Raw genomic sequence first — 22,445 nt, forward strand, 5'->3', positions numbered from 1 at the left:
TGGAGCTCGATCTCCGTTCATGCGGCACGCAACCTGCACAAGGCCTCGCGCGGCACTTCAGGTGCACACGAGACAGGGAGAACACCGCATGCGTTGCCTACTGGGAGTGGTTGTCGCGATGAGTCTGCTGGGTTGCGGCGGGCCGGAGATGGAAGCCGCCGACGGGCAGGAGCTCCTGGGAAGCATGGGGGAAGAGATCGTCGGTGGGACCGTCTCCGCTTCCGGCGCGGTTCCCTGGGTGGTGTCCCTGAGAAGGACTTCGCACTTCTGCGGAGGGGCGATCTACAACGCCAACACGATCATCACAGCCGCGCACTGCGTGTCTGGAGCCACCCCGTCGACGATCCAGGTCCGATACAACAGCCTGTCGCATGGGTCCGGTGGGACGCTCGTGAACGTCAGCCAGATCATCGTCCACCCCGGCTACAGCTCATCCACCATCAACAACGATATCGCGCTGCTCAAGCTTTCTTCCTCGATGACCTTGGGGCAGACCCAGGCTCGGGCCGTCCCTCTGCCCGCCCAGGGTTCGGATCCAGCCGCGGGCGCGTCGGCCATCACCGCGGGCTGGGGCACGACCTCGGAAGGCGGCTCGATATCGTCCCAACTGAGGCAGGTGACTGTTCCCATCGTGGCGCGCTCGACCGCGCAGTCGCAATACGGCACTTCGTCCATCACGACCAACATGATCGCCGCGGGGCTGACGCAGGGAGGTGCGGACGCGTGCCAGGGCGACAGCGGTGGGCCCCTGACGGTCGGAGGCACCCTCGTGGGCATCACGAGTTGGGGCAATGGCTGCGCGAGAGCGAACTACGCGGGCATCTACACCCGCGTCGGCAACTACGTCAGCTGGATCCAGGCCAACGCCTGGTGAGCATCCGCAAGAGGGCGGACATGGTTTAGTGAGCCCACGAAAGGGGAGGCCCACAGGCTCACAACCGTTTCATGGCAGAAGACCTCATGGCGTCCGGCGCCAACGACCGGGAGCGGATTTCCCCTCGGTCACCCCGCCCCAGACAGTGGACTCCCGAGGAGAAGCTGCGGCTCCTCGGCAGCTCCCTCAGCCTCACCGGAACTGAACTGCGGAGGCTCCTGCGGGACCATGGCCTCCGGGCCGAGCAGCTGAGAGGCTGGCGGGAAGCCGCACTCCAGGCGTTGAAGGAGCCCGTCCCCGCCCCAGGCCCCAAGCGGAAGCAAGAGATTCAAGTCCAAGTCCTGAGCAGGGACCTGGAGCAACAGAAGACAGCCCTGGCGGAATCCCGGGCACTGCTGGCGCTCTCCTGGAGACGGGAGGGGTTGAGGCTGGGAGGCCGAGGCCGTTTCCACCCCAGCGCCACGCGCCGCACCGCGCTCGCCCTCGCCCAGGAAGCCACCACCGCCGGCGCGCGGCTGCGGACCACCTGCGAAACCATGGGCCTGTCCACGCGGACGCTCCAGAGATGGAGGAAAGCCGCCTCCCTGGAGGATGGACGCACCCAACAGCGCCGTGTGCCCGCCAACCGGCTCTCTCCGGCAGAGCAACTGACGGCCCTGGCGCTCGCGGCCGCCGAGCCGTACCACGGCCTCCCTCCCCGCCAACTCGTGGCGCGGCTGGCGGACCAGGGCGTGTACATCGCCTCGGAGTCGACGTTCTACCGGCTTCGGCGAGCCCATGCGCACCCGACCCACCTCCCCCCGCGGAGGCCCATGCCACGGCTGCCCTGGGTGGAGCATGTCGCGGTGTCGCCCAACCAGCTCTGGAGCTGGGACATCACCTACCTGAAGGGCGCCGTGCGAGGGGAGTACTACTTCCTCTACCTCGTCCTCGACGTCTTCAGCCGCCGCATCATGGGCTGGCAGGTGTCCTTGGAGGAGTCGATGGAACTCGCCTCCCGGCTGATCCTTCGGAGCTGCGAGGAGAATGGCATCCGCCCGGAAGGGCTTGTCCTGCACTCCGACAATGGGGCGCCCATGCGAGGAGCCACGATGCTGGCCACCCTCCGGAGGCTGGGCATCATCCCCTCCTTCAGCCGGCCCCGGGTGAGCACCGACAATCCCTTCTCTGAAGCACTCTTCCGCACCCTCAAACACCGGCCCACCTACCCTCAGCGGGCATTCAGTTCACCCGAGGCTGCATGCGCCTGGGTGACTCGGTTCGTCGCCTGGTACAACCGCGAACACCTTCACAGCGGCATCAGCTTCGTCACACCGGATGATCGCTATCATGGCCGTGAGGGGGCGTTGCTCGCACAGCGCCGCAGCGTCTACGAGCGCGCCCAGCGCAACTGCCCCGCACGCTGGACACGGCACGTGCGCGACTGGGCCCCCGCAGGGCCGGTCCGGCTCCGCGCCATGCCTCCCCAATTCGCTCCCTCGCTCTGTCCCCGGGCAGACGGAGCTAACACCGAGCGACAACTCAGTTGACACTCACCGCTGACTGACAAGCCGTTGCTCCGCCACCTCTGCGGGAGCACCGCGCAATCCCATACCGCCTGCTTCCCGTTGGCCGTGCCAGCATGGTTGTCGCCGCCGGGGAAGGCGCTCCGCCCAGGCTCACCCGGCCATCAATCAATGCACGTCCAGGGGGTGGAACGTGAACACCTCGGCAGGCCTTGGTGCCGCGAGGTCTTCCTCCACACCCCGTGCTGGAGGAGAAAGCAGTGCGCGACACCGATGTCCGCCAGGACCTGCAACGGTTCCCCGGCTTCACCCAGCCCTTCTGGACGTGGCTCACGGGCAAGGCGCTCCCAGGCCAACGTCCGCTCATGGCTTCGGGCCCGTGGAGCTACCTCGCCAGCACCCTCCTGACGTTCGCCGCGGGCTTCGCCCTGAGCGCGTGGAGCGTGCTGCGCTCACCGCCATGGCAGGTGCTCGGGGTGGTGTTGGGCTGGGCCCTGACGCTCAATGGCGCCCGCAACATGGCCCTCGTCCTGGTGCACCAGTGCGGCCACTTCCGGTTCACGAAGAACCCGAAGGTGGACCGCTTCGTGGGCGAGTGTCTCTCGACGCTGTTGTTCTCGCAGGATCTGGAGAGCTACCGGTGGGATCACGCGCACCTCCACCATGGCGCGAAGACCTTCACCACCGAGCAGGATCCGGTCCTCACCTTCATCCGCCGCTTCGGCTTCCGTGAGGGAATGACGCGGCGCCAGCTCTGGCTGCACACGTTCAAGACGCTGTTCTCGCCGTACTTCCACGGCAGCTACCTGCTGTCGCGCTTCAGGTACAACCTGTTCAAGACGCGGGGCTGGCGACGGCTGGGCGCGTGGACCCACGTGGCCCTGTGGGTGGCGCTCATGCTGCTCGTGCAGGGGATGTGGAAGGCCTGGCTGTTGGGCTTCGCGGTGCCGGTCTTCTTCTTCTACCACCAGAGCGCCTTCCTGGAGCTGCTGACCGAGCACGCGTGGTTCATCCCCAAGGCCAGCTCCGAGTCCGTGCGCGATCATCTGGCCACCCGCTGCTGGGGCCGCTTCTGCGCCAGCCCGCTGCCGCCTCGGGGGCTCCCCATCCACCGCTGGCTGTACCAGTGGAGCCAGTGGTGGCTGGCGATGGCCGTGTACCACCTCCCCATGCGCTTCCTCGTGCTGGTGGGAGACGCGCCCCATCACGACTTCCACCACCGCCACCCCGGAACGCTGGACTGGCCGGACTCCGCGTACGCGCGCCAGTCCGACATCGACTCGGGGCACCGCGGCTGGCCTGCCTATTGGGACATCTGGGGGTTCCACGTCGCGGTCAACTACGTCTTCGACGCGCTGTCAGGGATGCCGATGCTCCCGGGCGGCCAGCCCGTCACACCACACGCACCCGTCCCGGTCACGGAAGGCTCCAGTTCCTAAGCGTCGTCCAAGGGAGAATTGCATGTCTGGCCTCACAACGATCGATCCCCCATCTCAGACGGAACGCAACAAGGTCATCCTGGGCGTCGCCGCCAGCGACTCCCATGTCGTCGCCAACTACCTCATCGCCCACTACCTTCGAGAGAATGGCTTCGAGGTGATCAACCTCGGCGTGTGCACGCCGGTGTCTGACTTCATGCGCGCCTATGACGAGCACCGGGACGCGCTGGCCATTGCCATCGGCAGCATGAACGGGCACGCCCTGGAGGATCTGCGCGAGCTCGAGCTGCTCAAGCAACGGCACCAGATCCGCTGCCCGGTCATCCTGGGCGGGAACCTGTCCGTGGGGAGCAAGAAGCGCGACACCCTCGAGGCCGAGTTCAGGGAGATTGGCGTATCGATGATCCTGGAGTCGCCCGAGCAGCTTCTCCAGGAGCTGGAGACCTTGCGCAGCCAACGCATGAGCACCTCCCTCACGCGCACCGTCACCGGGGTGCACCGATGAGCTGGGCGGACCTGAACGTCGCCATCGTCGGAGCGACCGGGGCGGTCGGAGAGACGCTGCTGAGCCTTATCGAAGAGCGGAACCTCCAGATGAGGCGCCTGGACCTGATCGCCTCGGAGCGCTCGGCGGGGCGTACGCGCTCGTTCCGTGGCCAGCAGTACCGGGTGCATGACCTCGCGCACTTCGACTTCTCGGATGTGGACATCGCCTTCTTCTCGGCGGGCACGTCCATCAGCCAGCAGTGGGCTCGAAAGGCGGCACAGCAGGGGGCGCTCGTCATCGACAACACGAACGCCTTCCGCATGGACGCAGACTCTCCGCTGGCGGTCCCCCAGGTGAACGGGGATCTGCTGGGGACCCGGCCCCGCAGCGGCATCATCGCCAACCCCAACTGCTCCACCATCCCCATCGTGCGCCTGATCGCGCCGCTGGACCGCCACTTCCACGTGCGCAAGCTCATCGTCAGCACCTACCAGGCGGCCTCTGGCGCCGGGCTGACGGGCATGGAGGATCTGCGGATCGACGCGCGTCAGACGCTCTCGGGTGCCCAGGAAGCGCCTCACGCTGGGCGCTTCAAGGTCCCCCTCGCCTTCAACGTCATCCCCAGCATCGATAGCATGCTCGACACCGGCTTCACGCTGGAGGAGCAGAAGGTCGTCCAGGAGTCGCGGAAGATCCTCCGCCGCCCGGACCTGCAGGTCAGTGCCACGGCGGTGCGTGTCCCTGTGCTCAACTGCCACTCGGCGGCGGTGTACTTCGAGTGCGAGGCGCCCCTGGATCGCCAGCGCATGCTCGCGCTGCTGCGCGATGCCCCGGAGGTCACCGTCTACGACGGCCAGGGAAACACGCCGTTCCCCACGCCCCGGTTCATGGGGAACGCCAACCACGTCCACGTCGGGAGGATCCGCACCGTGCCGGACATGCCGGAATCCGGTTGGTTCTGGGTCGTCTCGGACAACCTCCGCATCGGCGCCGCGCTCAATGCCATGCAGGTCGCCGAGCAGGTAGTCGCCAAGGGAGTCTGCTGAATCATGCGTATCCGAGTCCTGAAGTTTGGGGGTTCCTCCTTCCTGGAGATGGAGGACTACCGGCGCATCGCTGTCCATCTCAAGGAGCGGCTGGCCCGGGATGCGGAGAAGATCGTCATCGTCGCCAGTGCGATGGCGGGGCTCACGGAACGACTCCGGGGCCTGGCGCAGACACTGACGCCGACGCCCTCTCCCGAGGCTTCGGACGCGCTCCTGCCTCTGGCGGACACTTTGGGCGCCGGGTTGCTGCGCGTCGCCGCGGAGGCGGCGGGCCTGCGGGCCTCATCCCTCAATGGCTTCCAGCTCGGGGTGCGCACGGACGACAACTTCACGCGCGCCCGCATTCAGCAGGTGGATGCGCTGCCCCTGCGCCGAGCCCTGGAGCAGGCGGATGTCGTCGTGGTCCCCGGAGGCCAGGCCGTGGATGGCCAGGGCCGTCCCACCATGCTCGGCAAGAACAGCTCGGATCTGACGGCGGTCGTCGTGGCCGCCGCCCTGGGGCTGCGAGAGTGCGAGATCTACTCGGACGTGTGTGGCGTCTACACTGCGGACCCCAACCTCATTCGAGGCACGCGCCTCATCGAGCGCATCTCCTATGACGGCCTGATCGAGCTGTCTCGGAGCGGCGCCAAGGTCATGCACTACGGCGCGGTGGCCGAGGGAAAGCGGCACGGCGTCCTCATCGTCTGCCGTCTCAACCGTGAGGACTACCGGGTGGGGACGGTGATCGGCGATGGAGCGGAGCCGAGGGCCGTCGTGGTGGATGCCCGAAGCATCGTGCTCGAGCTGACGACGCCCACGGAGCGAGTGCGCGCGGATGCGCTGCTGCGCGCCGCCGAGGTCCCCCTGGTCCGGCTGGATGGCGAGTTCTCGCGCCGGCTCGTCGTCACCTGCGGCTTCTTCGACCCGGTGCACTTCCTCTCCCGGCACGGCATCGCGGCCGTGGCACAGGAGCAGCACCTCGTGAGCAGCTTCGAGCCGGGACAGCCGCCCCAGCGTGACATCGTAGGGAAGGCCAGCGCCACGCTGCTGGGCCAGTCCCTGCACGACCGGATGTTCCCGCATCCCGCGGAGCAGCCCCACATCCCGGCGCAGCCACCCAGCGCTTCGGGCCTGCCAGAGCGCCTGCTCCCGCTCGCCCCCGGAGGCCGTTCGTGAGCTCGCGCGAGCCTCCTCCCCAGGAGGTGCTCCCCACCGATCTTCCTGGCACCCAGGAGATCGTCCACTACGTCCGCGCGCTGGGAAAGCCGACCGTCAGGGACGTGCTGCGAAGCGCGGACGCAAACCAGCAGCTCCTCGTCCAACCGCGCTGTGGCGTGGGCGCGCACGAGGCCATGAAGCGGCTGCTCCTGCAATTGGAGGAGCGGGCGCAGCCGGAAATCCTCACCCTGACGATCGACTCCTACACGCGGCTGCGTCGCTTCGACATGGCCCGTCACCTGATCGAAGCGGGCCCGAGCCAGCTCAACGGCTACCCACTGGTGGGGCACGGCTGGCGGCGAGGCCGAGAGCTCAACGAAGCAGTGAAGGCCCCGCTCCAGGTCCGTCATGGCTCGCCGGATCCACGAGATCTCTTCCAGGTGGCGATCTCCTCGGGCATCACCGCCTTCGAGGGAGGAGGCATCTGCTACAACCTCCCATACTGCAAGGACGTCCCGCTAGAGCACTCCCTGCGCTGCTGGCAGGAGGTGGAGCAAGCCTGCGGAGACCTGGCCAGGGCAGGCCTCTTCGTGGACCGGGAACTGTTCGGAACGCTCACGGCCGTGCTCATTCCACCCTCCATCGGCCTCTCCATGACGCTGCTGGAGGCAATCATCGCGGCGCGTGCGGGCGTGCGCTGCATCTCCATTGCCTGCTGCCAGGGTGGAAACCTCATCCAGGACGTCGCGGCGCTGCGCACCATCCGGCGCATGGCTGCGCGGTACCTGCCGCCGAACGTCGAGGTCTACCCCGTCTTCCACGAGTGGATGGGCCCGTTCTCTCCGAGCCGGCGCACCGCGGACGCGACCATCTTCTACGGCGCGCTCACTGCTTGGAAAGGCAGGGCCACCAAGCTGATCAACAAGACCTACGAGGAGGCGCTGGGCATCCCCACCGTGGAGGCCAACGCCACCGGCATCTGGACGGCGCGCTCCGCCACCTCGAACATCTTCGACTTCATCCACCTGCCGGAGCACGAGGTGGAGGAAGAGATGGAGGCCATCCTCACCGAGGTGGACGAGATCGTCGCGCCCGTGCTGGACGCCGCGGATCCCATCCCGGCGATCGCTCGAGCCTTCGCGGAAGGGCTGCTCGACATTCCCTTCAGCGCCAGCCGCCATGCCCGCTCCGAGGTCCTCCCCATGCGGGACGCATCCGGCGCCATCCGCTTCTACCGGAGCGGCGCCCTGGGCTTCAGTGAGAAGACGAAACGCCGCAACGCGGCCCTCCTCTCCACGGTCACCCGCTCCGAGCAGTTCAACGTGTTCCACAAGCTCCGCGGCGACATCATGTTGTTCAGCGACAGGGAGAGCCCCACAGCTCCTCCGTCCCCGCTCAGGCTCGTGAGCTGATCCCGCCGCGGCCGGCTCGAGCATTCCCGATCACTCATCGCACCAGGACACCCCATGTCGGAACCCTACGATCTCATTGGCATTGGCTTCGGGCCGGGCAACATCGCGCTGGCCATCGCACTGGAGGAGATGCTTCCGGGCGTCAAGGCCCGCTTCCTCGAGGCCAAGCCCACGGCGAACTGGCAGGAAGCGATGATGCTTCACCGCGCCAACATCCAGCACCACCCATCGGTGGATCTGGTGACGCCGCGCAATCCCCGCAGCCACTACACCTTCATCAACTACCTGTTCGAGAATGATCTGCTCTTCAAGCACTTCAACCTCGGGCTCGAATACCCGCTTCGCAAGGAGTACGCGAAGTATGTCCAGTGGACCGCCAGGCACTTCGACCACTCGGTGGACTACAACCAGCACGTGAAGGAAGTCTCACTGGTGGGCTCCGACCTGGGCCCGCAGGGCTACCGGGTCAAGACCGCGGAGGGCGCCGAGTACCAGGGCCGCATCCTCGTGCTGGCCACGGGCCGCGCGCCGTATGCCCCGGCGCCGTTCGACAAGCTCCTCTCCGAGCGGGTCTTCCACCTCAATGACTACCTGCCACGCATCAACCGGCTGGTGGAGCAAGGCGCCCGGCGCATCGCGGTCATCGGCGCCAGCCAGAGCTCGGTGGAGATCCTCCTGGATCTCTGCAACCGGTTCCCCGATGTCGAACCGGTCTGCTTCATCCGCCATTTCTCCTTCCGCCTCAAGGACACCAACCCCTTCATGGAGGCCAGCGTCCACCCCGAGCACGTCGCCCCCTTCTATGAAGCGTCCGAGGAGGACAAGGCGCGCATCAACGCGGATCTCAAGTACCTCAACTACTCCGCGTCGGACATGGACATCCTCAAGGATTTCTACCTCACGCTCTACGAGCACGAGCTGGATGGGCGGAAGCGCGTGTCGCTCGTGAACAACCACGAGATCACCAGCGCCGTCCAGGACGGCAAGAGCATCCGCATCACCTCCAAGCACATCTACCAACACACCCAGGAGGAACGGGCGGTGGATGCGGTGGTCCTCGCCACGGGCTTCCGGGACCTGGGGCCAGGCGCCCATCAGGAGCGGATCCCCGCCCTCCTCCAGCCGCTCGAACGCCACCTCCGGATGGATGCGCGCGGCGTGCTGCACGTGAACTTCGACTACAGCGTGAACGCCTCCGAGCGGACCGGGCGCATTCCCCCGCTGTTCCTCAATGGCTTGTGCGAAGCCTCGCATGGCGTCAGCGACGCAGGCTCCTTCAGCCTCCTCTCCCTGAGGGCCGGAAAGCTCGCCCAGGAGATTGCCCAGGCGCTGGATCGCAAGGTGACCACGCCCTTCCCTCGGGCACGCCCCAAGGCCGAGGGCTCTCGGAAGGAGCTCGGCCATGGCTGAGCGGGAACACGCTGAGAGAAGGGAGCCCTCGCTCCAACTGCCCAGGGATGGCCGGCCCGTCCTGCGCACCTCCATCCCTGGCCCGCGCTCCGCCGAGCTGCTGGAGCGCCAGGCCACCCATGAGTCGAACGCGCGCACCTATCCCCGCAAGATGAAGCTCGCGGCGCGGCGCGGCCAGGGAGCCTACGTCGAGGATCTCGATGGCAACCTCTTCATCGATTTCCTGAGCGGAGCGGGAGCACTGGCGCTCGGCCACAACCACCCGGAGCTGGCCGACGCCGTCCGCCAGCAGCTCGAGCAGGGCACCCACATGCTCGACTTCCCCACGCCCATCAAGGATGCCTTCACCCAGGAGCTCCTGGGGATGCTGCCCAAGCCTCTCCAGGACCGGATGAAGATCCAGTTCTGCGGTCCCGCGGGGGCGGACGCGGTGGATGCGGCCATCAAGCTGTGCAAGACAGCCACCGGGCGAGGCGACGTCATCAGCTTCCACGGAGGCTTCCACGGGAGCACCCAGAGCACCCTCGCTCTCACCGGCCTGCGGCCGCCCAAGGAGCACCTGGGCAACATCATGCCCGGCGTCCACTTCTTCCCCTACGCGTACTGCTTCCGCTGCCCCATGTCGCTGCGGCCGGAGTCCTGCTCCACCAACTGCGCGCAGTACCTGGAGAAGGTCCTGGATGATGAGAACGGAGGGGTCCGCACTCCCGCCGCCGTCATCATGGAAGTGCTCCAGGGAGAAGGCGGCGTCATCCCTCCCCACCCGCGCTTCGTCCAGGAGGTCCGGCGCATCACCCGGGAGCGAGGCATTCCTCTCATCATCGATGAGATCCAGAGTGGCTGCGGCCGTACGGGACGCTGGCTGGCCTTCGAGCACTTCGGCATCGAACCGGACGTCATCGTCCTGTCCAAGGCCCTGGGCGGATTGGGAATGCCCATCGCCGTCATTCTCTACGATCGCAAGCTGGATGTCTGGAAGCCGGGGGCGCACACAGGCACCTTCCGCGGCAATCAGCTCGCATTCGCGGCGAGCGTGGCGATGATGAAGATCATCCGGCGCGATGGGATCCTGGAGCACGCCACTCGCGAAGGGCACTACATCCGGGAACGGTTGGAGCAGGTCCGTGCGCATCTGCCCATCATCGGAGACATCCGCGGGCTCGGCCTGATGCTGGGCGTGGAGCTCATCGATCCCAAGACGGGGCGAGGAGATCCCATCATGGCAGGCAGGGTGCAGGAGCAGCTCTTGCGGCGGGGCTTGCTGATGGAATTGGGAGGCCGCGAGGATTGTGTGCTGCGGTTCTTGCCGCCCATCAACGTCGAGCGCATCACCGTGGATGCGGCCTTGGACATCATCATAGATTCACTGCGTGGGTGCGCCGGGAGTCACGCGGCTCCCCGGGCCTCGGAGGCATAATGTCGAGCAGTCGCTGGTTGGCTTACTTTCAATGCACCCTGGCCATGGCCATGGGAGGGGCCGTGGTCGTGGCGGGGAAGTTCCTCACGCACGCCTTCCCGGTGTTCCTCGCGGCGGGACTGCGGCTCGCCATGGCGGTTCCCGTCCTCATCGCGCTGGTGCTGCTGCGCGAGGGACGCATGCCCAAATTGACGAAGAGGGAGGCCCTGGCGCTCTTCGTCTGCGGGTTCGGGGGCATCTTCATGTTCACCGTCTTCCTGCTCTTCGGGCTGCGCTACACGACCGCCGCCGAGAGCGGGATCATCACCAGCACCGTCCCCATCTTCACCGCGCTCATCTCCGTCCTCTACTTGAAGGAGCGGCTCAACTCGTGGGGAGGTCTGGCCGTGGTGCTCACCATGGTGGGCATCCTGGCGATCAACCTCTCCGGCGGAGACGCGACGGGCCGCGGCCCCAACCCTCTGCTCGGCAATGCCCTCATCTTCGGCTGCGTCGTGGGCGAGGCCCTCTTCACCATCTCCGCCAAGATGGTCACGGCCCGGATCAGCCCCCTGGCCACCGCAGCATATGTGAACCTCTTCGCTCTGGTGACGTTCCTGCCCTTCGCCCTCTACCAGATGGTGAGCTTTGACTTCACCACGCCAGAGTGGCCCAACTGGTCCGCCCTGGTGTTCATGGGATTGGGCATCTCCGTGCTCCAGTTCATGATCTGGTTCGCGGGCGTCTCGAAGGTGCCCGGCAGCGTGGCCGCGGTGTTCACGGGAGTGATGCCCGTAAGCGCCGTGCTGCTCTCCTACGCGGTGGGCGGCGAGCACTTCAACTGGTCACACCTGATAGGGATGACATGCGTGGTGGGCTCCATCCTCTGCGTGACCCGGGGAGCCACGACCTCCGAGCCTGCATCTCGGCAGGCGCCCGCCGAGAGCCCAGGAGTCTCCTGAAGCGGCTGTACTCCCTCTTCGACATCGCTAAAGTCGATGCGTTCCACGGCATCTGGGCTACTGCCCATGCACGAAGAGGGAAGCCATCTCATGAAGCGCTTCATCGAACTGAACCACCCCATCCAGGATGGAATGACCCCCTACCCCGGGCTCTCCAGCCCCAAGGTCAAGGCCATCGTCGACCACGCCGCTTCACGCCCCCGATACCAGAACCGATCGGAGTTCTATCTGGGCAGGCTGGAAATGGACTGCAACACAGGCACGTACCTGGACAGCCCTTTCCATCGGTATCCAGACACGCAGGATATCGGAAACATTCCGCTGGAGCAGGTCGCGGGGCTGCCAGGGCATGTGGTGTCCGCGGAGATGAGTGCTTCTCGCTCCGTCAACCCACAGCTCCCCGAGGGGGATCTGCGCGGCCGCGCCATCCTTGTGAAGACCTCCTGGGATGAGCGGTGGGCCACGGAGCGGTACTACGAGCCAGGTCCTTTCCTGGCCCCTGAGTTCGTGGACCGCATCCTGCAGGCGCGCCCGGCCCTGGTGGGCGTGGACTGCTGGAACGTGGACGACACCCAGGATCCCGCCAGGCCTGTTCACACCCGGCTGCTCGCCGCGGGCATTCTCATCGTCGAGCACCTCTGCAATCTCCAATCCCTGCCACCGGATGGGTTCCGCTTCTACGCTGTTCCCTTACGTGTCGTGGGAGCTGCCACCATGCCGGTTCGAGCCTTCGCCGAACACGACGTATGAAGTCCCGTGCCCTCGACCCAAAAGCACTACTTGTTCTGGGATTTATAGCAAAGCAGAATAACCGCGCTCTTCATATCTTGAGAAGGATAGTGCCATCCGTCACCTGATCCTGAAGGAGTGTGCATGCTCAGCGAGGCGCAGTTCCGGAGAGAGCTTGGCAAGGCATTGAAATCGAAGTCCACCCTGGCCCACCCCATCCTGATGGAGCTGTTTCAACCGAAGAAGAACCCACAACTGCTGCGCCTCTTCGGGATGAACACATACCCGCTCACCCGAATGTTCGAGCGGTACGTCGCGGCCCTCTTCTACAACTGCCCCGCGCCTTCGTTCCGCCGCAACCTGGCCTCCAACCTCTACGAAGAGGTGACGGGCGCCCTCTCCCAGACGGATGGGCACCTGGAGCTGATGCAGAAATTCCTGCGTGCCCTTGGCATCTCCAACGAGGAGATGGAGCGAGCCGAGCCGCTCCCGGAGACGCGGGAGCTCCTCGAGTTCCGCCGCAAGCTGTGTGAGGACCCCGCTCGCTATCACATGGGAGCCGCCGCGGTGATGATTGCCAGCGAAGGGCAGACCATCCAGAAGGAGTCTGGGGTTGCTCCTCACAAGGCCATCGCGGCGCTCTACGGCCTCTCGGAAGACGACATCCAGTTCTTCTCCGTTCACGCGGAGGAGGACGTGGATCACGTGCGCGAAGGCTTCGACATCGTGTGCGCCGTCTGCACCACGGAGAAGATGCAGCAGGAGGCGATCGCCACGGTGCGCGACACCGTCGAGCTGTTCTGGCGGCACTACGACGGCATCCAGCGCGAGTACCAGCGGCTGGGCGGCGTACTGACGACTCCCCCTCCCGGGCTCACCGCGTCCGCGTGAGCCAAGGCTCACAGGAAAGGGAGCGAGTATGAGCACCGAAGCGCCTTACCAGTTCCGCTGGCTGGATCGGCTCGTTCCGGAGCACGCGGAGCGCTACCTGGGGCTGTATCTGCGCGTTCTGGAGCGCGACAGCACCGTGGGCTTCCCTGGCCCGTTCGAGCCCGCTGTGGGCCAGAAGATCGTGGCGGACCTGAATCGTGACCTGAGCGAGAAGCGCTGCCACCTGCTGGTGGCGGACACCGGCAGCAGCTTTCTCTTTCAGGGCACGCTGATCCAGAGCGGCTCCCCGAACAACCGGCACATGGCTGGAGTCTTCCGGGCGATGGTGGATCCCGAGGTGCGAGGGCACGGCGTGATGTGGCGCACGCTTCCGGCCTTCATCTCCAAGTGCAGGGAATTGGGCGTGGAGCTGGTCTATCTCGACGTGCGCGCGGGCAGCCCCGCCGAGCAGATCTGGAAGCACATGGGCTTCAAGGTCTTCGGCGTCCTGCCTGGCTACTCGCGGGTGGATGGGCAGCTCTTCGATGGCATCTACATGTACCTGAGCGTTGCGGAGGCGTTCGAGATCGCGCGCAAGCGGAACCTGCTGTAGCTCCGCGAGTGCGCATCGAGAACGGTGAGTCATGGGCGAGAACTCTCTGGCGCTGAAGCAGATGGAGGACCCTTCGAGCTGGCACCTGCCCGAAGGAGTGCACTGGCCTCGGAACACGGGGACCCTCATCGACCTGGTCGGCAAGACGCCGCTGTACCGCATCCAGCGCGTGGAGCCGGACATCCCACAGTCCGTCCGGCTCTACGCCAAGCTCGAGATGTACAACCCCGGCGGCTCCATCAAGGACCGCGCGGCGACGATGATGGTCTACGAGGGCCTGCGAACCCGAGCGCTGCGCCCGGGGATGACCATCCTCGAGTCCACTTCGGGCAACACCGGGGTGTCCCTGGCCATGCTCGGAGCAGCCCTGGGCTATCCGGTGAAGTTGACGCTATCGGCCGCGGTGAGTGAGGAGCGCAAGCGCCTGTTACGCGCGCTGGGTGCGGAGCAGGTCTACACGGAACCGGCACTGGGTTCGGACGGCGCGATCCGCAAGGTCCAGGAGATCTACGCGCAGAATCCCGAGCACTACTTCAAACCGGATCAGTACAGCAACCCCGCCAATCTCTGGTCGCACTACCTCACGACGGCTCCCGAAATCTGGGAGCAGACCGATGGGCGCGTGACCCACGTCGTCGCGGCCATCGGGACTTCCGGGACCGTGATGGGAACGGGCTGGGGCCTGAAGAAGCGCAACCCGCGCATCCAGGTCGTCGCGGTGGAGCCGGACCGGCATGATCATGGCCTCATTGGAATGAGGCACATCCCGTCCACGCTCCGTCCGGGAATCTATCGGGAGGATGGCTTCGACCGGCTGGTGCGGATCTCCACGGAGCGAGGCTTGGAGACGGCGCGAGCCATGGCCCAGCGAGAGGGCATCATGGTAGGAGCCACCTCTGGCGCCGTACTCGCCGCGGCGCTCGATGTGGCTCGGGAGAACGAGTCCGCGTGTGTCGTGTGCTTCTGCAACGACAGCGGAGAGCGCTACCTGAGCGGGAGGCTGTGGTCCACTCCCGGCACGTGACGCCAGTCCGCGCTCGACTGCGAAGGGGAATCCGGGTGAACTCCGTTGGCGGCCACACCCTGGGTGTGACGCGCTCGAGGAGGCCTGACTCGTGGCAACGGAGATGAACCCTGGCACTCAGTCTTCCCTGGCACACGCGCAAGACAGCGCGGCGCAGCTGCCAGAACTCATTCAGGAGCTGTGCGCGGCGGAGCCAGAGCGGACGGCCCGGGTGTACCCGCGACTCGTGGAGCTGGCCTGGGCCGACGGGCGGCTCTCCGGGGCGACGCTTCCGGTCGTCCCCTTGCTGGTGGGCGCGCTGGAGTCGGCACAACCGCTGACGGTGGCCCGAGCCGCGCTCCTGCTCGGCGTGCTGGCCGAGGCCCCGGCAGAGCACCCCCTTGCCCGCGAGGTGCGAGAGGCGGTGCGGCGCGGAGTCCCCTTGGCACTGGCGGCAGCGCGGCGGAACATGAGCAGCCGGCGGGCGAGGCTCGCGTTGCTGTTCCTGCTGGCGCACTTCCCCGAGGATCGCGAGCGAGTGCTCGGAGAGCTCGAGCCCGGCGGGTTCGGCCCGGACGACTTCTCCCGACTGGAGCGGTGCCTGCACACGGCGGACTTCAGCGCCCCTGGGAGGGTGGAGCTCATCGGTCGCGGCTGGCCCTCACCCGCGTTCTGGCGGGTCACCGAGGAGGAAGCCGCCGCCGACCAGCAGTGGCGGCGCGGACTGGGGCTCTCCGCCGAGCAGCTCGAGGTGTACTGGAAGGAAGAGACCACGGCGGTGCTCGCGTTGCTCGGGGCGCAGGCCGAGCACGCCATCGAGGAGGGCCAGGAATGAGCACCGAGCTGCTGCATGGCCAGAGGGAGGCAGTCGCGTGCCCCGAGTGCCACGGCCCCGTCACGCCGGTCCCTGAAGGCTTCCGCTGTGCCCCGTGCGGAGCGAGCTATCCGCTTCGTACGGGCTACGTCGACTTCGCGCCACGGGCCGCGATGAAGAAGGACGGGCTCGGGCCCTTCTACATGCAGGACCCGCTGCACATCACCCGGTACGAGGACCACACCCGAGCGGTGTTCGTGAACCTGATGGGCACGAACTGGGGTGGAGCGCTGAGCAAGGCGGACGAGGACGGCTACATCCGCGAGCAGCTCAAGCCCGCGACGGGGCCGGTGCTCGACCTGGCATGCGGGGCGGGGAGGTGGACGCAGGCAGTGGTGGGGAAGGCGGGGCTGGACCGGGTGATAGGCGTCGACCTGAGCGTGGCGATGCTGCAAGCCATCCAGGCGGCCATCCCCGGGCTGGCGACGGTGCGAGCCCACGCGCAGAAGCTGCCCTTCGGCACGGGGCGGATTGGAGCGGTGAACTGCTCCAACGCGCTCCAGCTCTTCCCGGACCCAGGAGCCGTCTTCCGCGAGGTGGCCCGCTGCCTGAGCCCGGGTGGCACGTTCACGGTGCTCACCTTTCGGAAGGCGGAGCGGCCGCTGTACAGGCACTTCCAGAGCCGCCACGAGGCGGCGTTCAACGTGCGCTCCTTCACCGTCGATGAGATCCAAGGCTGGCTGGACGCGGCGGGCTTGAAGTTGGTGGACCTGCGCACTCCGCAGACGTTCTTGATGTTCGCCGCGCGGCGTGGGTGAAGCGCATCATGCCTCGCGTCTGAACCCGAACGCTGGGCCTCGACCTGAAGAACAAGCCCACGGAGCACGACTTCGTGAAGCGCGAGGGCCACCCGCTCTCCTACGGCGCCCGGCCCACGGACGGCGATCTTCGGGAGCGGACCCGTGGACTCGCTGATGAACGCGTCGAGAAGGCATATGGTGGCTTCATGAAGTACCTACAGCGTTCGCTCGAGGTGGCCGAGGCGCGGGGCTATTTCCGCGCCCCCGAAGTGCTGCGCTTGCAAGGAAAGGTGCCGGACTGGCTCCGCGCCTTGGCCCATGAAGACGGACTGGCGAAGCTCGAAGCGCGGCTCGGGCTTCCCGTGCCGGGTGCACTTCGTGAGTTCTACGCCTGTTCTCTGTTGGCTTGCTTCCTGGAAGCGAGCATTGATGGAGAGGTGTTCTTGTCGGACCCCTGTGTCCCCGAAGGGGAGCCTCCGCAGGTGGTGAGCTGGTGGGGGCGTCCTCACCTGGCCCTCGCGTTCCATGGCCACAGTGGGATGGTCTGCGCGGCCGGCCTCGGTGAGGAGGACCCCCTCGTATACTGGGGCTTCGAAGATGAGGAGGAGCCCTATGTGGACGAGCGCCGGCCACCGCGCCCCTTCTCAGAGTGGGTGTTCCGGATCGTCGATGGCCACGAGGCCACTCTGGACTACTGGCAGAAGTTCTACGAGGAACTTACCCAGTCCGACCCGCGCGGCCTCCTCACCCACGGGCTGACCCAAACGATTTTCGGCATGCCTGGCATGGGGGCGAGGCTGCGCCGGCGCTGAAGGGGCGTCCCTCCCTACGCGGCGGCTTCTGTTCCCGCTCCCGGATGCCACGAAGGTTGGGTGGGCATGCTCCCTCTCAGACTCGTTGTGCTCGTCCCGCTCGTCCTGATCGTCGGCATCACCGAAGCCGAGGCCCAACCGTACGAACGCGCCGAGATCAACGGCACGCCCCTGTGTCGAAACACCCGGACCCTCCAATCAGCCTCCCTCACCTCCCGCTCTGCTCCCGCCCGCTACGCCCAAGAGGGCTCCTGTCCTTCCTATGCTCCCGCCGTGGTACATCAGCGCCATGGGACTCTTGACCTTCGGACTCAACGTGACGCTGGACGGGTGCTGCGACCATCGCGAGGGGATCGCGGACGACGAGCTGCACGACTACTTCACGCAGCTGATGGACGCAGCCGGGGCGATGCTGTGGGGGCGCGTCACGTACGAACTCATGGAGAGCGCCTGGCCGGCGGTGGCACGCGACGAGAACGCGCCACGCGCGATGCGGGAGTGGGCGCGCAAGCTGGAGGCCAAGCCGAAGTATGTGGTCTCGGCCTCGCGCCGCGACTTCCCGTGGAACAACACCTTCCGCGTCGAGGGGGATTTGCGTGAGGCCGTGACTCAGCTGAAGGAGAAGACCCCGCAAGGCGTGCTAGTGGGCAGTCCCACGCTCTCGACGGCGCTCGAGCGGCTGGGGCTGATCGATGAGTACCGTCTCGTTGTCCACCCCGTCATCGCCGGCCACGGGCCGACGTTGTTTCAGGGGCTGGAGCCCTCACGGCGCCTCGAGCTCGTCTCGATGAACCGGCTGAAGTCCGGGCAGGTGGCGATGCATTACCGCCGCAAGGAGGGATGACCCGATCAGGCCGAGCGGTCCTCGTCGTCGAAGCCGAAGGACTCGCAGATCTGGTTGAGGACGCCCTGAATGATCGGGTCGACGATCGCTTCCTCGCCGGGCGTGTCGGTGTGCTTGTGCGCCCGCCGCCAGCCGTATGCGGCGCCGTCCTCGGCCCTCCTCGGCCCCTCTGCACCAGCCCTCACCCTCTGCACAGCTCGTATCTGTCTTAGAACCACCCCTTTCAAGGTCGTTGATGAAGCAGGAAAGATCGGGAAGAGAGGGCTCTGCCTGCTGCTGCGGGAAGAGAGGACTACCGCCGTGACTCCCTGGGCATCCCGTAACCGTTCATGGGGGTGGAAACCTGTTGAGGGGAGCAGGCAGAGCCCGAGCCGACATGATAGGTAGGGAGTGGAGTGCTCTACCTACAGAGTGAGCACGTCCGGCATCCCTTCTCCTGGAGTTGTGCGGTGGCCTTCGATGTAATCCTTGAACGGTTTGTCAAAGACAGTCCGGTGAGTGTCATGGCGCGGCTGGTTCTCCAGCGCGCCGTCAGCGCAGAGTGGATGGATTCGCTCTTCGAGGAGCACCGTCAGAGGCAGTACACCCGGGAGCTTCTCTTCTCCACCGTTGTCGGGCTGATGTCGGTGGTGGCCTTGGGGCTACGCCCCTCGCTGCATGCGGCCGCGAAGGCCGCAGAGGTGGGCACCTCCTTGGCGGCGCTCTACGATAAGGGCAATCGGATGGAGCCGGGCTTGGTGCGCGCTCTGGTCCGCGGCAGCGCTCAGCGAATGGAGCCCGTAGTGGAGCCTCTGCGAACAGGCCAGAAGCCTTGGGCAGAGGGCTATCGCGTCCGAGTCATCGACGGCAATCACCTGCCTGCCAGCGAGAAGAGGCTCAAGCCGCTGCGTGAGTTTCGCGGAGCCGCCCTGCCCGGGCACTCTCTGGTGGTATACGCACCGGAGCAGGGGCTGGTGGTGGACATGGTGCCTTGCGAGGATGCGCACGCCCAAGAGAGGACGCTGGTGGCCGCCGCGCTGGAACATGCCCAGCAGGGTGACTTGTGGATAGCAGACAGGAACTTCTCCACCACCAAGATTGTCTTTGGCTTGGAAGAGCGGCAAGCCGCCTTCATCATCCGAGAGCATGGACGCACTCCCAGCCCTACTGAGGTGGGGAAACGCAGAGAGGTGGGCCGTGTGGAGACGGGCGTCGTCGTCGAGCAGGCGGTCCAGGTGGAGGACGACAGCGGGCGCCTGCTCACGCTGCGTCGCATCGAACTTCAACTGGATGAGCCCACCGAGGAGGGCGAGCCCCTCATTCGTCTGCTCACCAACGCCCCGGCGGAGAAACTCTCCGCCGAGCAGGTGGCATGTCTGTACCGCAAGCGTTGGAGCATTGAAGGCATGTTTCAGAGTCTTGAATCCGCCCTTCACAGCGAGGTTCGGACGTTAGGCCAGCCCAGAGCAGCACTGCTGGCTTTCGGCACCGCTGTAGTGGCCTACAACATCTTGGCGGTCATCCAAGCGGCTGTTGAGGCGGCGCACCCCCAAGCCAAAGCCAAGGGCATTGAAATCTCTCCCTTCTTCATTTCCATCGAGGTGAAGGCTACCTATGGCGGGATGATGATTGCCGTGGCTGACGAGATTTGGGCTGCCTTCGACAAGCAAACCCCTCTCCAACTCAGCCGGCTCCTCCTTCTCATCGCTCAGCACGCCCAGCCCAAGCGCTTGCGCAAGCGCCCTCGGGGGCCAAAGAAGAAAACGAAGAAGGGTTACGTCGATGGACGCGCTGCACGCAAGCATGTCTCCACCGCTCGCGTCCTGGCTTCTGGACGCATTGATTCAACATCTTGAAAGGGGTGGCTCCTTCAAGCGTGGGCAGGGCCGAAGCCCCAAGAGGCGAGCCTTAAAACGATCGTTAAGGAACGCGGGATTCCGATCGCGGCGACTGCGGGCAATCGCGGGATCTCCCCTACTGGTTTGGATCAGAATCCAGCCCAATCAGTTGATTGGCGAGCTTCGGGCTGCGGGCGCCACAACCCCTGGGGCCCTGCGCTTGGTGGGAGCGTTCTGCACGAGTGCGTCGAGAAGTCCCTGTTTGGCCTTCGCTTCTTCGCAAAACGGGGGTTTCTCGACGCCGCAGGGGGCTCGGGGGCTGCAGGCCCTCGGAACTCGCGAGCGCGGGCGCCTTCCTGGCTTTTCGATCAATTGAGCCCGCGCTCCATGTATGCCGCGATCGCGGTCGCCGCGATCGTTTCGCCGCGCTTCTTGTGGATCGTCTCCACATCTATGCTCTGACGCCGTCGTGGCCCCTGTTTTCGAGGGCTGGCGACTTTGGGAGATGATGCGCCCATGAACTCTTCTCGCGTGGCGTCTCTCCTCGTATGCCTGTTGTCCACCGCCTGTGGCTCGTCCTCTGGCGGAGGGGGGTCGGGGACACCTCAGGTCGGCCCGGGCGACGGTGGCACCCAGGTGGACGCCGGCTCGGGGACGGACGGCGGGAGCATGGATGGGGGGCAGGGCTCAGGCGCCGACGCGGGCCCGCTCCCGTATGACGGGCCGACCCTCAAGGTGGGCCACTGGAACATCGAGTTATTTGGCTCCCCGACGCATGGCCCGTCCAATGAGAGCCTCCAACTCAGCAACGCGCGGAGCGTCATCCAGCGCATGAACGCGCATGTCTGGGGCCTGATGGAGATCATGGATGACGCGCAGTTCGAGCAGCTCCGGTCCCAGCTCCCGGCGTACGACGGCTTCCGTGCCAGTGATCCGCGGGTCTTCGACGGCCCCCACTTCTACGCGAACGATCCCCTCCAGCCCGCGTTTCTGTACAGGCGTGACTCGGTCCGCGTCCTGAGCGCCAAGCTCCTCCACGGAATTGATCCGGACCGGATGCCGCTGGAGGTGACGTTCTCCGCCACCGTGGGAGGGGTGACGAGCGACTATGTCCTCATCGCGCTCCACCTCTATCCGTTCGCGCTCGCCGACTCGTGGCAGCGCCGCAAGGCCTCGGCGGACGCGCTCAAGGCGTACCTGGACAGCCACTATCCGAACGAGAAGGTCTTCGTGGTCGGAGACTGGAACGATGACGTGGACACCTCCATCATCGATGGCCAGCCCTCGCCGTTCCAGCAGCTCGATGAGGACAGGGCCCGGTACCTCTTCGCCACGCGCGGTCTGTCCGAGGCGCACATCGGCTCGACGACCGGCTACACGTCCACCATCGATCACCACCTGGTGACCCACGAGCTGGTCCCGCTCATCCTGCCGGATCGGGCGCGCATCGAGAAGCCCGAGAGCTACATCCCGGACTATCGGGCCACCACCAGTGATCACTATCCGGTGATCACCGAGTACAAGCCGCCCGCGCCCTCGTCTCCCGCGCTGCGCGTCACCTTCCCCAACGGAGGAGAGAGCGCCACGGGTTACACGACGTTCCCCGTCAGCTGGTACTCCAGCGGGGTCTCCCTCGTGAACGTGGAGTACAGCACCGACGGGACGAACTGGGTGCGCATCGGGACGGACGTGCCCGCCTCTCAGGGAACCTGGTGCTGGACGGCGCCCAATGTGACGACGGCCTCGGCGCGGGTGCGTGTCGTGAGCGCCACCGCGAGCGGCGTGGGGGACACGAGCAATGGTCCCGTGTCCCTGACGGTGACGAGCGCTACCCCGCGGGTCATCATCAACGAGGTGCTGGCGAGCGAGCCCTCCGGCAACACAGCGGCGGAGTTCGTCGAGGTGCTCAATCTGGCGAGCACCCCCGCAGACCTGGGCCGCTGGACCCTGTCGGACTCACAGGGTGTCATCCACCGCTTCTCGTGCGGAACGCGCCTGGAAGCGGGGCAGGCGCTGGCGGTCTTCGGGGCGGCGACCGGCATCCCGGCGGGCCTGCGCAACGCGGTGCCGTCTTCGGGAGGCAACCTCTTCCTCGACGACGCAGCCGACAGTGTCTCCCTGCACGTCGTACCGACCTACCTGATGGACTCGGTGTCCTGGAGCACGGCCCTGGCGCCGGGCACGTCGTTCAACCGCAACCCCGACGGCGCCGCGGGGGCTCCGCTGTCCGCCCATGGCACGCTGAGCACCCTGTCCTCCTCTCCGGGCAGGCGCGCCGACGGCTCGACGTTCTGAGCCAGCCGTAGCCCCTCGAGAGCATCCTGCTACGGAATCGGCCCTCTGGCGCGTAGGAGAGCGGAATGCGCTGATCCTTTCCATCGACGTAGAGACCAGGGCTCACGAGAACCCCGTGGGAGGCGGACAGTAGGGTGTGCCCTGGCAAGGTGTGGCAGGGGAGGAGCGGGTGGAGGA

General features: G+C 66.2%; 21 protein-coding genes. 20 read left to right on the forward strand and 1 reads right to left on the reverse strand.

The window, feature by feature from the left end:
* Positions 1 to 118 precede the first annotated feature (118 nt).
* The 18 genes from KY501_RS16865 to KY501_RS16950 all read left to right on the forward strand — a co-directional run bounded on the left by KY501_RS16865 (position 119) and on the right by KY501_RS16950 (position 18,156).
* Positions 119 to 874 carry a serine protease gene (locus tag KY501_RS16865; protein ID WP_224364172.1) on the forward strand — a complete coding sequence of 252 codons (756 nt, stop codon included), beginning with the start codon at positions 119 to 121 and terminating at the stop codon, positions 872 to 874.
* A gap of 86 nt (positions 875 to 960) precedes the next feature.
* Complete coding sequence (locus KY501_RS16870) at positions 961 to 2,403, forward strand: IS3 family transposase (RefSeq protein WP_224364174.1); 1,443 nt, start codon at positions 961 to 963, stop codon at positions 2,401 to 2,403.
* Positions 2,404 to 2,639: 236 nt separating this feature from the next.
* Positions 2,640 to 3,818, forward strand: coding sequence for a fatty acid desaturase (locus KY501_RS16875; protein WP_224364176.1), 1,179 nt, complete (start codon positions 2,640 to 2,642; stop codon positions 3,816 to 3,818).
* A 22-nt stretch (positions 3,819 to 3,840) separates the two neighbouring features.
* Complete coding sequence (locus KY501_RS16880; RefSeq protein ID WP_224364178.1) at positions 3,841 to 4,323, forward strand: cobalamin-dependent protein; 483 nt, start codon at positions 3,841 to 3,843, stop codon at positions 4,321 to 4,323.
* Positions 4,320 to 5,351 (forward strand): aspartate-semialdehyde dehydrogenase, encoded by a 1,032-nt coding sequence (locus KY501_RS16885; RefSeq protein ID WP_224364180.1) that lies wholly within the window; start codon positions 4,320 to 4,322, stop codon positions 5,349 to 5,351. Before KY501_RS16880 ends, KY501_RS16885 begins: the two co-directional genes overlap by 4 nt.
* 3 nt (positions 5,352 to 5,354) lie before the next feature.
* Complete coding sequence (locus KY501_RS16890; RefSeq protein ID WP_224364181.1) at positions 5,355 to 6,509, forward strand: amino acid kinase family protein; 1,155 nt, start codon at positions 5,355 to 5,357, stop codon at positions 6,507 to 6,509.
* Positions 6,506 to 7,903 carry a methylaspartate mutase gene (locus KY501_RS16895; protein WP_224364182.1) on the forward strand — a complete coding sequence of 466 codons (1,398 nt, stop codon included), beginning with the start codon at positions 6,506 to 6,508 and terminating at the stop codon, positions 7,901 to 7,903. Before KY501_RS16890 ends, KY501_RS16895 begins: the two co-directional genes overlap by 4 nt.
* Positions 7,904 to 7,957: 54 nt before the next feature.
* Positions 7,958 to 9,313 (forward strand): lysine N(6)-hydroxylase/L-ornithine N(5)-oxygenase family protein, encoded by a 1,356-nt coding sequence (locus KY501_RS16900; RefSeq protein ID WP_224364183.1) that lies wholly within the window; start codon positions 7,958 to 7,960, stop codon positions 9,311 to 9,313.
* Positions 9,306 to 10,730, forward strand: a complete 1,425-nt coding sequence (locus tag KY501_RS16905; protein ID WP_224364184.1) for a diaminobutyrate--2-oxoglutarate transaminase family protein — start codon at positions 9,306 to 9,308, stop codon at positions 10,728 to 10,730. The genes KY501_RS16900 and KY501_RS16905 overlap by 8 nt, the downstream gene beginning before the upstream one ends.
* A 17-nt stretch (positions 10,731 to 10,747) precedes the next feature.
* On the forward strand, positions 10,748 to 11,671 hold the full coding sequence (locus KY501_RS16910; protein WP_224364185.1) for a DMT family transporter: 924 nt from the start codon (positions 10,748 to 10,750) through the stop codon (positions 11,669 to 11,671).
* A gap of 90 nt (positions 11,672 to 11,761) precedes the next feature.
* Positions 11,762 to 12,421 carry a cyclase family protein gene (locus KY501_RS16915; RefSeq protein WP_224364186.1) on the forward strand — a complete coding sequence of 220 codons (660 nt, stop codon included), beginning with the start codon at positions 11,762 to 11,764 and terminating at the stop codon, positions 12,419 to 12,421.
* A gap of 123 nt (positions 12,422 to 12,544) precedes the next feature.
* Positions 12,545 to 13,291 (forward strand): iron-containing redox enzyme family protein, encoded by a 747-nt coding sequence (locus tag KY501_RS16920; protein ID WP_224364187.1) that lies wholly within the window; start codon positions 12,545 to 12,547, stop codon positions 13,289 to 13,291.
* A gap of 28 nt (positions 13,292 to 13,319) precedes the next feature.
* Positions 13,320 to 13,883 (forward strand): GNAT family N-acetyltransferase, encoded by a 564-nt coding sequence (locus KY501_RS16925; RefSeq protein ID WP_224364188.1) that lies wholly within the window; start codon positions 13,320 to 13,322, stop codon positions 13,881 to 13,883.
* A 31-nt stretch (positions 13,884 to 13,914) separates the two neighbouring features.
* Positions 13,915 to 14,907: a PLP-dependent cysteine synthase family protein gene (locus tag KY501_RS16930; protein ID WP_224364189.1), complete on the forward strand. Its 993-nt coding sequence runs from the start codon at positions 13,915 to 13,917 to the stop codon at positions 14,905 to 14,907.
* A gap of 91 nt (positions 14,908 to 14,998) precedes the next feature.
* Positions 14,999 to 15,721, forward strand: coding sequence for a hypothetical protein (locus KY501_RS16935; RefSeq protein ID WP_224364190.1), 723 nt, complete (start codon positions 14,999 to 15,001; stop codon positions 15,719 to 15,721).
* A complete protein-coding gene (locus KY501_RS16940) occupies positions 15,718 to 16,518 on the forward strand; it encodes a class I SAM-dependent methyltransferase (RefSeq protein ID WP_224364191.1) in 801 nt (266 codons plus the stop codon). The genes KY501_RS16935 and KY501_RS16940 overlap by 4 nt, the downstream gene beginning before the upstream one ends.
* A gap of 74 nt (positions 16,519 to 16,592) precedes the next feature.
* On the forward strand, positions 16,593 to 17,312 hold the full coding sequence (locus tag KY501_RS16945; protein ID WP_224364192.1) for a hypothetical protein: 720 nt from the start codon (positions 16,593 to 16,595) through the stop codon (positions 17,310 to 17,312).
* 289 nt (positions 17,313 to 17,601) lie between these two features.
* Complete coding sequence (locus tag KY501_RS16950; RefSeq protein WP_224364193.1) at positions 17,602 to 18,156, forward strand: dihydrofolate reductase family protein; 555 nt, start codon at positions 17,602 to 17,604, stop codon at positions 18,154 to 18,156.
* 5 nt (positions 18,157 to 18,161) lie between these two features.
* Here the strand turns inward: KY501_RS16950 and KY501_RS16955 are convergent, their stop codons facing one another.
* The gene (locus KY501_RS16955) at positions 18,162 to 18,383 is read right to left on the reverse strand and encodes a hypothetical protein (protein ID WP_224364194.1); all 222 of its coding nucleotides are present in this window, start codon (positions 18,381 to 18,383) and stop codon (positions 18,162 to 18,164) included.
* Between the two features lie 276 nt (positions 18,384 to 18,659).
* On the opposite strand from KY501_RS16955, the gene KY501_RS16960 reads away from it, so the two are divergent.
* Positions 18,660 to 19,991 (forward strand): IS4 family transposase, encoded by a 1,332-nt coding sequence (locus KY501_RS16960; RefSeq protein ID WP_224364355.1) that lies wholly within the window; start codon positions 18,660 to 18,662, stop codon positions 19,989 to 19,991.
* 498 nt (positions 19,992 to 20,489) lie between these two features.
* Positions 20,490 to 22,268 (forward strand): lamin tail domain-containing protein, encoded by a 1,779-nt coding sequence (locus tag KY501_RS16965; RefSeq protein WP_224364195.1) that lies wholly within the window; start codon positions 20,490 to 20,492, stop codon positions 22,266 to 22,268.
* Positions 22,269 to 22,445 lie beyond the last annotated feature (177 nt).

Source organism: Hyalangium versicolor, assembly GCF_020103695.1.
Lineage (GTDB): Bacteria > Myxococcota > Myxococcia > Myxococcales > Myxococcaceae > Hyalangium > Hyalangium versicolor.

Excerpts from the sequence above, each read along its gene's own strand:
- KY501_RS16865 (WP_224364172.1), top strand. The coding sequence starts at position 119 with ATGAGTCTGCTGGGTTGCGGCGGGCCGGAGATGGAAGCCGCCGACGGG.
- KY501_RS16870 (WP_224364174.1), top strand. The coding sequence starts at position 961 with ATGGCGTCCGGCGCCAACGACCGGGAGCGGATTTCCCCTCGGTCACCC.
- KY501_RS16880 (WP_224364178.1), top strand. The coding sequence starts at position 3,841 with ATGTCTGGCCTCACAACGATCGATCCCCCATCTCAGACGGAACGCAAC.
- KY501_RS16885 (WP_224364180.1), top strand. The coding sequence starts at position 4,320 with ATGAGCTGGGCGGACCTGAACGTCGCCATCGTCGGAGCGACCGGGGCG.
- KY501_RS16890 (WP_224364181.1), top strand. The coding sequence starts at position 5,355 with ATGCGTATCCGAGTCCTGAAGTTTGGGGGTTCCTCCTTCCTGGAGATG.
- KY501_RS16900 (WP_224364183.1), top strand. The coding sequence starts at position 7,958 with ATGTCGGAACCCTACGATCTCATTGGCATTGGCTTCGGGCCGGGCAAC.
- KY501_RS16905 (WP_224364184.1), top strand. The coding sequence starts at position 9,306 with ATGGCTGAGCGGGAACACGCTGAGAGAAGGGAGCCCTCGCTCCAACTG.
- KY501_RS16915 (WP_224364186.1), top strand. The coding sequence starts at position 11,762 with ATGAAGCGCTTCATCGAACTGAACCACCCCATCCAGGATGGAATGACC.
- KY501_RS16920 (WP_224364187.1), top strand. The coding sequence starts at position 12,545 with ATGCTCAGCGAGGCGCAGTTCCGGAGAGAGCTTGGCAAGGCATTGAAA.
- KY501_RS16925 (WP_224364188.1), top strand. The coding sequence starts at position 13,320 with ATGAGCACCGAAGCGCCTTACCAGTTCCGCTGGCTGGATCGGCTCGTT.
- KY501_RS16930 (WP_224364189.1), top strand. The coding sequence starts at position 13,915 with ATGGGCGAGAACTCTCTGGCGCTGAAGCAGATGGAGGACCCTTCGAGC.
- KY501_RS16940 (WP_224364191.1), top strand. The coding sequence starts at position 15,718 with ATGAGCACCGAGCTGCTGCATGGCCAGAGGGAGGCAGTCGCGTGCCCC.
- KY501_RS16950 (WP_224364193.1), top strand. The coding sequence starts at position 17,602 with ATGGGACTCTTGACCTTCGGACTCAACGTGACGCTGGACGGGTGCTGC.
- KY501_RS16960 (WP_224364355.1), top strand. The coding sequence starts at position 18,660 with ATGGCGCGGCTGGTTCTCCAGCGCGCCGTCAGCGCAGAGTGGATGGAT.
- KY501_RS16965 (WP_224364195.1), top strand. The coding sequence starts at position 20,490 with ATGAACTCTTCTCGCGTGGCGTCTCTCCTCGTATGCCTGTTGTCCACC.